The sequence below is a fragment of the Mordavella massiliensis genome (assembly GCF_016901695.1).
GTDB lineage: Bacteria > Bacillota > Clostridia > Lachnospirales > Lachnospiraceae > Claveliimonas > Claveliimonas massiliensis_A.
The window spans coordinates 62,638-75,019 of record NZ_JACJKS010000011.1 but is presented as its reverse complement, the minus strand read 5'-3'; the positions used below and the strand labels follow the sequence as shown (position 1 = coordinate 75,019).

Below are 12,382 nucleotides of genomic sequence, written 5' to 3'. Positions count from 1 at the left end.
GGATTGCCTCTTGTGCGCGGCAGGCGCAGACCTTATAATAAGGACAGAGATTATTCTATAGAAAAGGCGGGATTTGAGCGATGAAGATAGGAATTGGAAACGACCACTCTGCAGTGGAGATGAAGCAGGAAGTCATGAAGTTTCTCCAGGATCTGGGATACGAGGTAGTGAACTACGGCACGGATTCCACAGAGAGCTGCGACTACCCGGTGTACGGGGAGAAGGTCGGCCGGGCGGTGGCCGCCGGGGACGTGGATCTGGGCATCCTGATCTGCGGGACCGGCGTGGGCATCTCGCTGGCGGCCAACAAGGTGAAGGGCGTCCGCGCGGTGGTGTGCAGCGAGCCCTACTCGGCGCGCCTCTCAAGGCAGCACAACAACACAAACATCCTGGCGTTCGGCGCCCGGGTCATCGGCATCGAGCTGGCCAAGATGATCATCGAGGAGTGGCTGAACGCGGAGTTTGAAGGCGGAAGGCACCAGAGACGGGTGGATATGATCATGGCGATCCAGGACAAATAAAAAAACAGGAAACGAAAGCAAACGAAAGTAGACAAAAGAAGAACGAAATGATAAAATAAGAGAAACGAAATAAATATACAAGGAGGAACGAACAATGAAAATTGCAATTGGCTGCGATCCGAACGCGCAGGCTGCCAAGGAAGCTCTGATCAAGTACATCGAGGCAAAGGGCTACGGCGAGGTGACGGATTTCGGAAGCGAGGACCCCATCTACGGGCACACGGCATTTGCGGTAGCTGAGGCAGTGGCTGCCAAGAAGTATGACAGAGGCATCCTTCTGTGCGGCACCGGCATCGGCGTTTCCATTGCCGCCAACAAGGTAAAAGGCGCCTACGCGGCGCTGATCTCTGACGTGTACTCCGCGCAGAGGGCGCGCCTTAGCAACGACGCGAATATCGCCTGCATGGGAGCGTTTACGACAGGAAATAAAGTGCGTGAATTACTGGTAGACGCTTTCCTCGGCAACGAGTTCGTGCCCGGATGCTCTTCCCAGCCGAAGGTGGACGCATATGTAGAGTACGACCAGAACAGATAAGAGACGGAACAGAAAAAACTGCGGGAGGGACTGACAGAGGTCTCTTCCGCAGTTTGCGTTTACAGGAGGTCAAAGGCCGGCCGCGTGCAGCGCGACGCCCGCGATGACGCCGCAGGCGTAGAGAAGGCCGGTAAACTTCAGGCATTCCTTTTTGTCCGGGTTTACTTTAAAGAGCACGATCAGCCCCACGCCCGCGTTGGTGCACAGCCCCGCCACCACGGAGGCGAAGGAGAGGGCGCCGCCCAGGTAGAGCTCCGTCAGCAGCACGGAAGCCGCACAGTTGGGAATGAATCCTAAAAGGGCGGCCAGGAAAGGCTGCAGGACGCTGCCTCCCAGCAGGAAGGTGGTCAGGGATTCAAGCCCCGCGCCCTCGATCACCGCGTTCAGGACGAGGGTGCAGACGAAGATGTAGGCGAAGAGCCGGACCGTGTGGTTGAGGGCGGGCCGCACGATGCCGTGGTGATCGTGGCAGCCGCAGTGGTGGCAGAGGTCGCCGATCTCCTTTTCCGTGGCGATAAAGGGGGCAAGGCACAGGTCCGCCAGATAGCCCGCCGCCACGGCGATGATGAGCTTGACAAGGAGAAGGGATGCGACCAGGTGGCCGCTGCCCGGATGCCCCAAAAGGATCAGGACGGCCTCGTCGGAGGTGGCCAGGAAGACCGCCAGCAGGGTGCCGGGGGAGATGACGCCGCCGGCGTACAGGTTGGACGCCATGACCGAGAAGCCGCACTGGGGGATGCACCCGAAGAGGGCGCCGACCACCGGACCGGCCTTCTCCATCCGCGCCAGCGTCCGCCGGATCCAGGCGCTGGAGTAGTGCTCCAGACCCTCCAGCAGGAGGAAGGCCGCAAAGAGAAAGGGCAGCATGCGCAGGCTGTCCTGGGCTGTGTGTAAAAGGATGTGTTCCAGTAATTCCATAGGATGCGCTTCTTTCTATCAGTGAAATGAAAATGATTATCAGGTTTTCCCGACAATCATAGCAAGTTATCCCCTGCGTGTCAAGGAGCAAAAAGGTCTGCTGTACATCTCAACGCGCGGAATTTCCTTATGGATTCTTGAAAAACAGGTCTGTCTGTGACAAAATAGATAAAGATGTCTGGTATGGCAGAATATATATAGAAAAGAACAGGAGTTGAACGACATGACAAAAATAGATATCATCTCAGGTTTTCTGGGGGCCGGCAAGACGACGCTCATCAGGAAGCTTCTCAGGGAGGCGTTCCAGGGCGAGCAGGTCGTGCTCATTGAGAACGAATTCGGCGAGATCGGCATTGACGGCGGCTTCCTGAAGGAGGCGGGCATCGAGATCCGGGAGATGAATTCCGGCTGCATCTGCTGCTCCCTTGTGGGAGACTTCGGCGCGTCCCTGCGGGAAGTCATCGGGACGTACCATCCGGACCGGATCCTCATCGAGCCCTCCGGCGTGGGAAAACTCTCAGACGTGAAGCGGGCGGTGGAGAACGTAAAGACGGACGCGGACGTTGTGCTGAACAGCGCCACCACGGTGGTGGATGTGAAGAAGTGTAAGATGTACCTGAAGAATTTCGGAGAGTTCTACAAAAACCAGGTGGAGTCCGCCGGGGCCGTCATCCTGAGCCGCACGGACATCGCGGACGACGACAGGGTGGAGCAGGCTGTGGCACAGATCCGCGCCCTCAACCCGGACGCCCCCATCATCACTACCCCGGAGGATCAGATCGACGGGGCAAAGCTCTTTGCCATCATGGAGCAGCAGACGCCCTCCCTGGAGGAGGAGCTGCTGGAGGAGACCCGCTGCGAGGTCTGCGGCGGCCACCACGGGCCCGGTGAGGAGCACCATCACCACGGCCATGAGGAGCACCACGACCACCACCATCATCACGACCACCACCATCACCATGCAGACGAGGTGTTTGGAAGCTGGGGCCTGGAGACGGTGAAGAAGTACAACGCCGGGGATCTGCAGGTGCGCCTCAGCGCCCTGGGAGACGCGGACGCCTACGGCATGGTGCTCCGGGCCAAGGGCATGGTGGAAGGCGACAGGGGGACATGGATCTACTTTGACATGGTGCCCGGCGAGGTGGAGATCCGGGAGGGGCAGCCGGACTACACGGGCCGCATCTGCGTGATCGGCTCCGGGCTCAAAGAGGACGCCCTGAAAGCGCTTTTTGCGGGCGCGGCAGACTAGAAAGGACAGGTGACGGAATCGTATGCAGATGGTAGACAACGCCAGAGTGGTGGTGTACCTCATGACAGGCTTTCTGGAGAGCGGCAAGACCAGCTTCCTCCGGTACACGCTGGGGCAGGAGTATTTTGCCATCGACGGCAGGACCCTCCTCATCCTCTGCGAGGAGGGGGAGGAAGAGTACGACGAGACGGCTCTTGAAAGGAGCAACACGGTCCTCCTCACGGTGGACGATCCGGAGGACCTGACGACAGAGTGGCTGGCCAGGCTGGACCGGACCTATCACCCGGAGCGGGTCATTATCGAGTGCAACGGCATGTATCCGGTGAGCCGGATCGAGTCCATGGACGCGCCGCCCGGCTGGGGGCTTGTGCAGAAGCTGGTGACGGTGGACGCCACCACATTTGGCACCTACATCGTGAACATGAAGCCCCTCTTCATGGATATGGTGCGGGGCGCGGAGCTCGTCCTGTTCAACCGCTGCAAAAAGGAGATGCCCCTGGCCTCCTACCGGCGCAGCGTCAAGGTGGTGAACCAGAGCGCCCAGATCATTTTCGAGGGGGAGGACGGGGAGATCGACAACATCTTCGAGGACGCCATGCCCTATGACCTGGATGCCCCGGTGGTGGAGATCGACGACATGGACTACGGCATCTGGTATGTGGATATGATGGACCACCCGGAGCGGTATCTGAAGAAGACAGTGGAGTACAAGGCCAAAGTGCTGAAGCCCCGGGGCTTTTCGGCGAAGGAGTTCGTGGGCGGACGGATGGCCATGACATGCTGCGCGGACGACACCACCTTCCTCGGCTACGTGTGCCGCAGCGCCTACGCCCCGAAGCTTGCGCCGGGTCAGTGGGTGAAGATCCGCGGCACGGTGGGATACGAATACTCGCCCGCCTACCGGCGCAAGGGGCCGGTGATCCGGGCGGAGCATGTGGAGGCGGCCCAGCCGCCGCAGGACGAGATGGTCTATTTCAATTAAAAGGAGATCTGTATGAATATCAATGTACTGGCCGGGATCCTGATCCCGTTTGCAGGCACGGCGCTCGGCTCTGCCTGCGTGTTCCTCCTGCGCGGGGACGCCATGCCGGACCGCGTCCAGAAGGCGCTTCTCGGCTTTGCCTCCGGCGTGATGGTGGCGGCCTCCGTCTGGTCCCTTCTCATTCCGGCGATGGATATGTCGGCCCATATGGGAAAGCTGGCCTTTGTGCCGGCGGCGGCAGGCCTGGCGGCGGGCATGCTGTTCCTGCTTGTCCTTGACCGGACGGTGCCCCACCAGCACATGGACCAGAGGGAGCCGGAGGGTCCGAAGAGCCAATGGCGCCGCTCCACCATGCTGGTGATGGCGGTGACCCTCCACAACATTCCGGAGGGCATGGCAGTCGGCGTCGTGTTCGCGGGGCTTCTCACTGAGCAGGCCCAGATCACTCTGGCCGGGGCCTTCGCCCTGTCCATCGGCATTGCCATCCAGAACTTTCCGGAGGGGGCCATCATCTCCATGCCCCTGAAGAGCGCGGGCGGCGCGGGCAGCAAAAAAGCCTTCCTCTACGGCGCGCTTTCGGGCATCGTGGAACCGGCGGCAGCCCTTGTCACCGTGCTCCTGTCGGAGATCCTCACCCCGGCGCTTCCGTACCTTCTCGCCTTCGCGGCGGGCGCCATGCTCTATGTGGTGGTGGAGGAGCTGATCCCGGAGTCAAACGAGGGGGAGCACAGCAACATAGGCACAGCCGGGTTCGCAGCCGGGTTCATCCTTATGATGATCCTGGATGTGGCACTTGGATAAGAACAAAGGAGACAGGAAAGATATATGAGCAGAAGAAGAAACGCAGGAAATGGAAAAGAGCAGACGCAGGCGGAGCGGAAGAGCCGCCGGATCCGGACCACGCGCTACGACCCGGACCCGGAGCAGGGCCTCACCGCCCAGCAGGTGCAGGAGCACCGGCTGCACGGGTGGACGAACGTGTCTGTGGATCCCCCTGCCAGGACGGTGAAGGAGATCGTGCACGAGAACGTATTTACCTACTTCAACCTGATCTTTGCCGTGCTGGGCCTGCTCCTCTGCATCGTGGGCTCCTTCCGGAACCTGACCTTCCTGCCCGTTGTGGTCATCAACACCCTCATCGGCATCGTTCAGGAGGTCCGCGCCAAGAAAGTGCTGGAGAAGATGAACATGCTGAACGCGCCCCACGCGCGGGCGGTGCGGGACGGCAAGGTCCGGAAGGTGGACACGGAGGAGCTGGTGCTGGACGATATCGTGATCTTTGGCGCAGGGAACCAGATCTGCGCGGATGCAGTGGTCTCCTCCGGCGAGGTGCAGGTGAACGAGTCCCTGCTGACCGGAGAGTCCGACGAGATCACGAAGAAAAAGGGGGATTCCCTCATGTCCGGCAGCTTTGTCGTGTCCGGCGAGTGCCGGGCGCGCCTCGACAAGGTGGGGGAGGACTCCTACATCTCCCGCCTGACCATGGAGGCCAAGGCCATGGACAGCACGGAGCAGTCGGAGATGATCCGCTCCCTGGACCGTCTGGTCCGGGGCGTGGGCATCATCATCATCCCCATTGGCCTCATCCTCTTTGTCCAGAGCTTTTTCTTCAACCACGACGGATTCCGGGAGAGCGTCACCTCCATGGTGGCCGCCGTCATCGGCATGATCCCGGAGGGGCTCTACCTGCTGGCCAGCATGGCCCTGGCGGTGAGCGCCATGCGCCTGGCCAGGCAGCAGGTGCTGCTCCACGACATGAAGAGCATCGAGACGCTGGCCAGGGTCAATGTGCTCTGCGTGGACAAGACGGGGACGATCACGGAGAATACCATGACAGTGGGGAAGGTGGAACCCACACTGGACTACCGGGAGAAGGAGGAGGACTACCCGCCCCTGGAGAAGATGCTGGGAGACTTCGCGGCGGCCATGAGCGAGGACAACATCACCATGGCGGCCCTCAAGGAGCATTTCCGGGAGAATACGGGAAAGAAGCCGGTCAGCCTCACCTCTTTCTCCTCCACGGTGAAATACAGCAGCGTCACCTATGAGGACGGCGCCTATGTCCTGGGCGCGCCGGAGATGGTGCTGCGGGACGACTTTGTGCTCTATGAGGCGGAGATCGGGCAGTTTACGAAGAAGGGCTACCGCGTCCTCGTGTTCGGACAGTACGACGGGAAGATCGACGGGAAGCCCCTGACCGGGAAAGTCACGCCCCTCGGGTACGTGACCCTCACCAACCCCATCCGCCACGACGCGCCGGAGACCTTCGCCTACTTTGCGGAGCAGGGGGTGGACATCAAGGTGATTTCCGGGGACAATCCGGTCACCGTATCCGAGGTGGCCGCCCGGGCGGGCATCGCGGGGGCGGAGCGCTACGTGGACGCGGGGACGCTGAAGACCGACGAGGATGTGGCCCGGGCCATGCGGGAGTACACGGTCTTCGGGCGGGTGACGCCGGCCCAGAAGCGGCAGTTCGTGAACGTCCTGAAGGAGCAGGGCAACACCGTCGCCATGACGGGGGACGGGGTCAACGACATCCTGGCCCTCAAGGATGCGGACTGCAGCATCGCCATGGCGTCCGGCAGCGAGGCGGCGGCCCAGGCAGCCCAGGTGGTGCTGCTGGAGTCGGACTTCTCCTGCATGCCCTCCGTGGTGCTGGAGGGACGCCGGGTGGTCAACAACATCCAGCGGTCGGCCAGCCTGTTCCTGGTGAAAAATATCTTTTCCCTGCTTTTGTCCGTGTTCTCGGCGGTGTTCATGATCACCTACCCGCTGGAGCCGTCGCAGATCTCCCTGATCAGCATGTTCACCATCGGGGTGCCGGCCTTCTTCCTGGCGATGGAGCCCAACAAGAACCGGATCGAGGGGCACTTCCTGCCCAACGTGTTCCTGAAGGCGCTGCCGGGCGGCCTGACAGACGTGCTGGCCGTGGGGGCCCTGGTGATCTTCGGGCGGACCTTCGCCGTGGGGGAGACGGACATCGCCACAGCCGCCACCATCCTGCTGGCGATCGTGGGCTTCATGGTGCTCTACAAGATCAGCCAGCCGGTGAACCGGCTGCGGGTCGGCGTGCTGGCGTGCTGCGCCGTGGCCCTGGTGCTGGCCAGCATCTACATGGGGGACCTGTTCGCCATCACGGCCATGTCCACAGAGTGCATCATGCTCTGCGTCCTCTTTTCCATCGCCTCGGAGCCGGTGTTCCGGTATCTGAGCTTTGTGGTGGAGCAGATCGGGAAATTCGGGAAACGCCTGTTTTCCTGGCATGAGAAAAATAAAGGGAAGACAGCATAGAAAAAATGCGGTAGGAAGAAGAAATTCTTTCTACCGCATAAATTTATTGATCACATGGAGAACCCCGTTCTCGTCGTTGGACTTGGTGATGTAGTCCGCGCTGTCCAGCACGGGGGGCTGGGCGTTCGCCATGGCCACTCCCAGGCCGGCCGTCTCGATCATGGTGATGTCGTTGTACCCGTCCCCGCAGCAGATCATCTGTTCCGCCGAAAGGCCGATGCTCCCCAGAAGCTTCAGAAGGGAGTGGGCCTTGTCGATCCGGCTCGGCATGATCTCCAGGAAGAAGGGGTCGGAGCAGTAGATGTTGAGGTAGGAGCGGAACGCATCCGCCATGACATCCTTCATCCGCGCGATCACCGCCGGCTCCCCGGTGCCGAGGAATTTGTTCACCTTCCCCGGGATATCCGCCAGGAAATCCCGGCTCTGAAGCACCGGCATATGGTTGATGGAGGACTCCAGCATCGTGTACCGGTTCGGCTTCAGCCCGGAGATGATGCGGGTGTCGGAGTAGGTGAGAAGATCCGCGCCCTCCGGCGCGAAGGCGGAGGCCAGATCGTACACGGTCTTCAGCGCGTCGTCCGGAAGATACCGGCTGTAGATGACCTCCCCGCTGCGGCAGTCCGTGATGCGGGCGCCGTTGAAGGAGAGGATGTAGCTGCCGTAATCCGCCAGATGCAGCTGCTGCGCCAGGGGCATGACGCCCTGGGTGGGGCGCCCGCTGGCAAGCACGACTTTCTTTCCCCGCTCCTGGATCTCGATGAGCGCCTCCCGGGTCTCGGGGGTGATTTCTTTTCTTGAGTTGGTCAGCGTACCGTCCAGATCAAGTACGAGGATCTGATACTCCATAGTCTGTTCTCCTTATATCGCGGCAGCTCTGTCACGCCAGCTCCTGCAGCGCCTTCACGATCCCGCCAAAGCCCATGCTGTTGGAGGCTTTGACAAGGATGTTGTCGCCCTCCCGGATCAGGGATCCAAGCTGGGGGATCAGCTCGTCCCTGGAGGGGAACCAGTGGGTCTCGATAGCAGAGCCTGCGTCCTTCAGGCCCCGGATGATCTCCTTTGCCAGTTCGTCCACCGCGATGACTGCATCGGTGCCGGTGGAAGCCAGGTAGGTCCCCACCTCGTAGTGCAGTTCCTTCTCATTCTTTCCAAGCTCCCCCATATTTCCAAGGATGGCCACCTTGCGGCCGATGCCTAAGTTCAGCACGTCGATGGCGGCTCTCATGGAGACCGGGTTGGCGTTGTAGCAGTCGTCCAGGATGATGTTCCGGCCGGTCTTAATGATATTGTTCCGCCCCGGCAGGAAGGGGAGGTGCTCGATGCCGTCCCGGATCTCCTGCCCGGTCAGGCCCAGCACATAGCCGACGGCCGCGCCGGCCAGGGCGTTGGAGATCATATGGGCGCCCGGCGTGGGGACCGTGCATGCGAAAGAGCCGTCCGGCGTGTGGATCACGCAGGCAGACCCCCGCAGGCCCAGGGGCTCGATCTCATCCGCGTAGATATCGCAGCGCGGGTTTGTGCCGTAGAAGAGGGGCTTCACGCCGCGGACCGGGCCGACGGCGGCCAGAAGAGGGTCGTCCCCGTTCAGGATGATGGAGCCGCCCGGCTTCATATCCTGGAACATCTGGGTCTTCTCCTGCAGGATCCCCTGCTGCGTCTTGAGGAACTCCAGATGGGCCACGCCGATGTTGGTGATCACGCACACGTCCGGCTGGGCCACGGTGGAGAGCCTGCGCATCTCGCCGAAGTGGTTGATGCCCATCTCCAGGACGGAGACTTCGTTCTCCTCCTGCAGTTCAAAGACAGTCAGGGGGAGGCCGGATTCACTGTTTAAGTTGCCCTGGGTCTTGTGCACGTTGTATTTCTGCGCCAGCACGGAGGCGATCATCTCCTTCGTACTCGTCTTGCCCACGCTGCCGGAGATGCCCACTACTTTGATGTCAAAGGAATCCCGGTAGAGCTTGGCAATGTCCAGAAGGGCCTGTGCCGTGGACTCCACACGGATCCACGGGAAATCCCTCTCCCCCAGATCCTGCTCGGATACCGCGCACAGGGCCCCCTTCTCCATGACGGAGGGGATGAAGGTGTGGCCGTCCACACGCTCCCCGCTCAGAGCCACGAAGACGTCGCCGGGGCCGGCCTTGCGGCTGTCGATGACCACATGGGCGGCCTCCCGGCCAGCCGGGTCCGCGCTGCCGTGGAGGGTGCCCCGGCAGGCGGCTGTTATCGTTTCAATGGTAAGGTTTTTCATGCTGTTCTCCTATCTGTACCTTGCTTCCATGGATTTCTCGATGATGCGCTCGCAGAACTCCCCGTACTCATAGCCGGCCGCCCTCGCCGCCTTCGGGAGGAGGCTGGCGTCCGTCATGCCGGGCAGGGAGTTGACTTCCAGGCAGAAGAACTGTCCGGTGCGCTTATCCACAATAAAGTCCGCGCGGCAGTACACGTTGAGGCGCAGCGCCTGGGCTGCCAGCACGCCTGCCTTCTGGATCGCCGCCGTCGTCTCCGCATCCACGGAGGTGGCGGGGCAGATCTCGGACGCGCCGCCGCTCTGGTATTTGTGCACGTAGTCAAAGACGCCCCCGTCCGGGATGATCTCCACAAGGGGGAGGGCCTGCCCGTCAAAGATGCCGCAGGCGTACTCCCGGCCGTCGATGAAAGGCTCGATGACAACTTCGTCTTCCTTCTCAAAGGAGAGGCGCATGGCCTCCTGGTACTCCTCCTCCGTGTGGGCGAAATGCACGCCGATGCTGGAGCCGCCGGAGCAGGGCTTCACGACGAGGGGAAGGGGGATCTGCAGTTCCTCCAGGGAGATGTCTTTGTCTTTTCTTGTAATGTGCGTCCCGTAGGGTGTGGGTACGCCCGAGGAGTGAAAGAGCTCCTTCGTGACGCCCTTATCCATCGAGAGGGCGCAGCCCAGGGAGTCGGGCCCTGTATAGCGGATCCCCAGGGTGTCGAACGCAGCCTGGAGACGGCCGTCCTCGCCGATGCCCCCGTGCAGGCCGATGAAGGTGATGTCAGCCAGCGCGCACAGCTCGATCACGTTGGGGCCGAGCTGGCTGCGGGAATCCCCCGGCCGCGACGCCCACAGCGCCTGCAGGTCCGGCTCCGCCACCTGGATGCCGGTGGCGATCTCAAGGCCGCCGCCCGGGAGGGTGAACACATCCTCCAGATGCTCCGGCGCGTCCGGAAGTCCGAGGAAGGAGTCCAGCAGGTACGCGTTGTGTCCCCGCTCTCTTAAAGCGCGGCAGATACTTCCGCCGGAACTTAAGGACACATCCCTCTCGCTGCTGCAGCCTCCGGCCAGTACAATGATATTCATAAAAACAAGTCCTCCTTATATATGCAAAATCAGTCCATATCCATCTGGTCCAGCAGGGATTTCTTCACCTTGTAGAGGCTGTCAGACAGATCCACATAGACCTGATGGGGGTAGAAGAGACGCTTCGTCTCATCCCACAGCGTATCCTTCTCCCGGCGGCAGTAGTCCGCGATCTCCATGACAGAGGGGGATTCGTATACGCACTCGCCGCGGCGGAACACGGGCACGAGGATCTCGCGCATGGTGTAGGAGCCGCCGGGCAGCTTTGTCTTCTTCCATGTGTCGATGGGGTCGAACAGGAGCAGGTCCTTTTCCGGGTCGAAGACCTCGTCGGCAAAGCAGATGAGATCCGCCTTCACCTTGCCGCTGTCCTTCTCGTAGATGCGGTAGATCGTCTTGTTGCCCGGGTTGGTGATCTTCTCCGTGTTCTCGGAGATCTTGATCTTGGGCACAAAGCTGCCGTTCTCATCCTGGATGGCGGCCAGCTTGTAGACGCCGCCGAAGGACGGGCAGTCCTTGGAGGTGATGAGGTTGGTCCCCACGCCCCAGGACGTGATGGCGGCCTGCTGCATCTTCAGGTCGTGGAGCAGGTACTCGTCCAGGTCGTTGGAGGCGGAGATGATCGCATCTGTAAATCCGGCCTCGTCCAGCATAGCCCGCGCCTTCTTGGAGAGGTAGGCCAGGTCGCCGCTGTCCAGGCGGATGCCGTATTTCTTCAGTTCCACGCCCGCTTCCCGCATCTCCCGGAATACGCGGATCGCGTTGGGCACGCCGGATTTCAGCGTGTCGTACGTGTCCACCAGCAGGATGCAGTTGTTCGGGTAGAGATCCGCGTAAGCCCGGAACGCGGTGTATTCGTCCGGGAAACTCATGATCCAGCTATGGGCATGGGTGCCCAGTACCGGCACGTCAAAGCGCTGGCCCGCCAGCACGTTGGAGGTGCCGATGCAGCCGCCGATGATGGCCGCCCTGGCGCCGTAGAGCCCGGCGTCCGGCCCCTGGGCCCGGCGCAGGCCGAACTCCATGATGCCGTCCCCGCCCGCCGCGAACACGACGCGGGACGCCTTTGTGGCGATGAGGCTCTGGTGGTTGATGATGTTCAGGATCGCAGTCTCCACGAGCTGCGCCTCCATGATGGGTGCGATGACCTTCACGAGGGGTTCCTTCGGGAAGATGACCGTGCCCTCCGGGATGGCGTAGATGTCCCCTGTGAAGTGGAAGCCGCTCAGATAGTGGAGAAACTCCTCGCTGAACAGGCCAAGCCCGCGCAGGTAGTCCACATCCTCGTAGGTGAAGTTCAGGTTCTTGACGTACTCGATGACCTGGTCCAGGCCCGCGCAGATGGAGTAGCCCCCGTTGTTGGGGTTCTGGCGGAAGAATACGTCGAAGATAACGGTCTCGTTCTGTCCTTTTTCATAGTAGCCCTGCATCATGGTGAGTTCGTAGAAGTCCGTCAGCAGGGTCAGATCATGTCTGCTCATTGTTTTTTATGACTCCTTTGCAGTATGTATGTGTAAAAAGATTTCAAAGTTATCCCAATTATAGCACCCGGAGAAGAAAATGT

At 61.1% G+C, this 12,382-nt stretch carries 11 protein-coding genes; 6 read left to right on the top strand and 5 right to left on the bottom strand.

What is annotated here, in order from left to right; genetic code table 11:
• Positions 1 to 80: 80 nt before the first annotated feature.
• Entirely contained in the window at positions 81 to 521 is a 441-nt protein-coding gene (rpiB, locus tag H6A20_RS08960; protein WP_204906777.1) for a ribose 5-phosphate isomerase B, read from the top strand.
• A gap of 94 nt (positions 522 to 615) precedes the next feature.
• A complete protein-coding gene (locus tag H6A20_RS08955; RefSeq protein WP_204906776.1) occupies positions 616 to 1,056 on the top strand; it encodes an RpiB/LacA/LacB family sugar-phosphate isomerase in 441 nt (146 codons plus the stop codon).
• A 69-nt stretch (positions 1,057 to 1,125) separates the two neighbouring features.
• Here the strand turns inward: H6A20_RS08955 and H6A20_RS08950 are convergent, their stop codons facing one another.
• Positions 1,126 to 1,974, bottom strand: a complete 849-nt coding sequence (locus H6A20_RS08950; protein ID WP_204906775.1) for a putative manganese transporter — start codon at positions 1,972 to 1,974, stop codon at positions 1,126 to 1,128.
• Between the two features lie 223 nt (positions 1,975 to 2,197).
• Here H6A20_RS08950 and H6A20_RS08945 point away from each other — a divergent pair, with 223 nt between their 5' ends.
• Genes H6A20_RS08945 through H6A20_RS08930 form a run of 4 tightly spaced genes read left to right on the top strand, consistent with a single transcriptional unit; the run spans position 2,198 to position 7,496 of the window.
• Positions 2,198 to 3,223 (top strand): CobW family GTP-binding protein, encoded by a 1,026-nt coding sequence (locus H6A20_RS08945; RefSeq protein WP_204906774.1) that lies wholly within the window; start codon positions 2,198 to 2,200, stop codon positions 3,221 to 3,223.
• Between the two features lie 22 nt (positions 3,224 to 3,245).
• Positions 3,246 to 4,205 (top strand): TIGR03943 family putative permease subunit, encoded by a 960-nt coding sequence (locus H6A20_RS08940; protein WP_243426187.1) that lies wholly within the window; start codon positions 3,246 to 3,248, stop codon positions 4,203 to 4,205.
• Positions 4,206 to 4,217: 12 nt separating this feature from the next.
• The gene (locus H6A20_RS08935) at positions 4,218 to 5,006 is read left to right on the top strand and encodes a ZIP family metal transporter (RefSeq protein WP_204906773.1); all 789 of its coding nucleotides are present in this window, start codon (positions 4,218 to 4,220) and stop codon (positions 5,004 to 5,006) included.
• Positions 5,007 to 5,030: 24 nt separating this feature from the next.
• Positions 5,031 to 7,496 carry a cation-translocating P-type ATPase gene (locus tag H6A20_RS08930; RefSeq protein ID WP_204906772.1) on the top strand — a complete coding sequence of 822 codons (2,466 nt, stop codon included), beginning with the start codon at positions 5,031 to 5,033 and terminating at the stop codon, positions 7,494 to 7,496.
• 30 nt (positions 7,497 to 7,526) lie between these two features.
• Here the strand turns inward: H6A20_RS08930 and H6A20_RS08925 are convergent, their stop codons facing one another.
• Genes H6A20_RS08925 through H6A20_RS08910 form a run of 4 tightly spaced genes read right to left on the bottom strand, consistent with a single transcriptional unit; the run spans position 7,527 to position 12,299 of the window.
• On the bottom strand, positions 7,527 to 8,342 hold the full coding sequence (locus H6A20_RS08925; RefSeq protein WP_204906771.1) for a Cof-type HAD-IIB family hydrolase: 816 nt from the start codon (positions 8,340 to 8,342) through the stop codon (positions 7,527 to 7,529).
• A 31-nt stretch (positions 8,343 to 8,373) separates the two neighbouring features.
• Positions 8,374 to 9,747 (bottom strand): UDP-N-acetylmuramoyl-tripeptide--D-alanyl-D-alanine ligase, encoded by a 1,374-nt coding sequence (locus H6A20_RS08920; RefSeq protein WP_204906770.1) that lies wholly within the window; start codon positions 9,745 to 9,747, stop codon positions 8,374 to 8,376.
• A gap of 9 nt (positions 9,748 to 9,756) precedes the next feature.
• A complete protein-coding gene (locus H6A20_RS08915; protein ID WP_204906769.1) occupies positions 9,757 to 10,818 on the bottom strand; it encodes a D-alanine--D-alanine ligase family protein in 1,062 nt (353 codons plus the stop codon).
• A gap of 29 nt (positions 10,819 to 10,847) precedes the next feature.
• Positions 10,848 to 12,299, bottom strand: a complete 1,452-nt coding sequence (locus H6A20_RS08910) for a nicotinate phosphoribosyltransferase (protein WP_204906768.1) — start codon at positions 12,297 to 12,299, stop codon at positions 10,848 to 10,850.
• Positions 12,300 to 12,382: the final 83 nt, after the last annotated feature.

Excerpts from the sequence above, each read along its gene's own strand:
- H6A20_RS08920 (WP_204906770.1), bottom strand. The coding sequence starts at position 9,747 with ATGAAAAACCTTACCATTGAAACGATAACAGCCGCCTGCCGGGGCACC.
- H6A20_RS08935 (WP_204906773.1), top strand. The coding sequence starts at position 4,218 with ATGAATATCAATGTACTGGCCGGGATCCTGATCCCGTTTGCAGGCACG.
- rpiB (WP_204906777.1), top strand. The coding sequence starts at position 81 with ATGAAGATAGGAATTGGAAACGACCACTCTGCAGTGGAGATGAAGCAG.
- H6A20_RS08955 (WP_204906776.1), top strand. The coding sequence starts at position 616 with ATGAAAATTGCAATTGGCTGCGATCCGAACGCGCAGGCTGCCAAGGAA.
- H6A20_RS08930 (WP_204906772.1), top strand. The coding sequence starts at position 5,031 with ATGAGCAGAAGAAGAAACGCAGGAAATGGAAAAGAGCAGACGCAGGCG.
- H6A20_RS08945 (WP_204906774.1), top strand. The coding sequence starts at position 2,198 with ATGACAAAAATAGATATCATCTCAGGTTTTCTGGGGGCCGGCAAGACG.
- H6A20_RS08910 (WP_204906768.1), bottom strand. The coding sequence starts at position 12,299 with ATGAGCAGACATGATCTGACCCTGCTGACGGACTTCTACGAACTCACC.
- H6A20_RS08915 (WP_204906769.1), bottom strand. The coding sequence starts at position 10,818 with ATGAATATCATTGTACTGGCCGGAGGCTGCAGCAGCGAGAGGGATGTG.
- H6A20_RS08940 (WP_243426187.1), top strand. The coding sequence starts at position 3,246 with ATGCAGATGGTAGACAACGCCAGAGTGGTGGTGTACCTCATGACAGGC.
- H6A20_RS08925 (WP_204906771.1), bottom strand. The coding sequence starts at position 8,342 with ATGGAGTATCAGATCCTCGTACTTGATCTGGACGGTACGCTGACCAAC.
- H6A20_RS08950 (WP_204906775.1), bottom strand. The coding sequence starts at position 1,974 with ATGGAATTACTGGAACACATCCTTTTACACACAGCCCAGGACAGCCTG.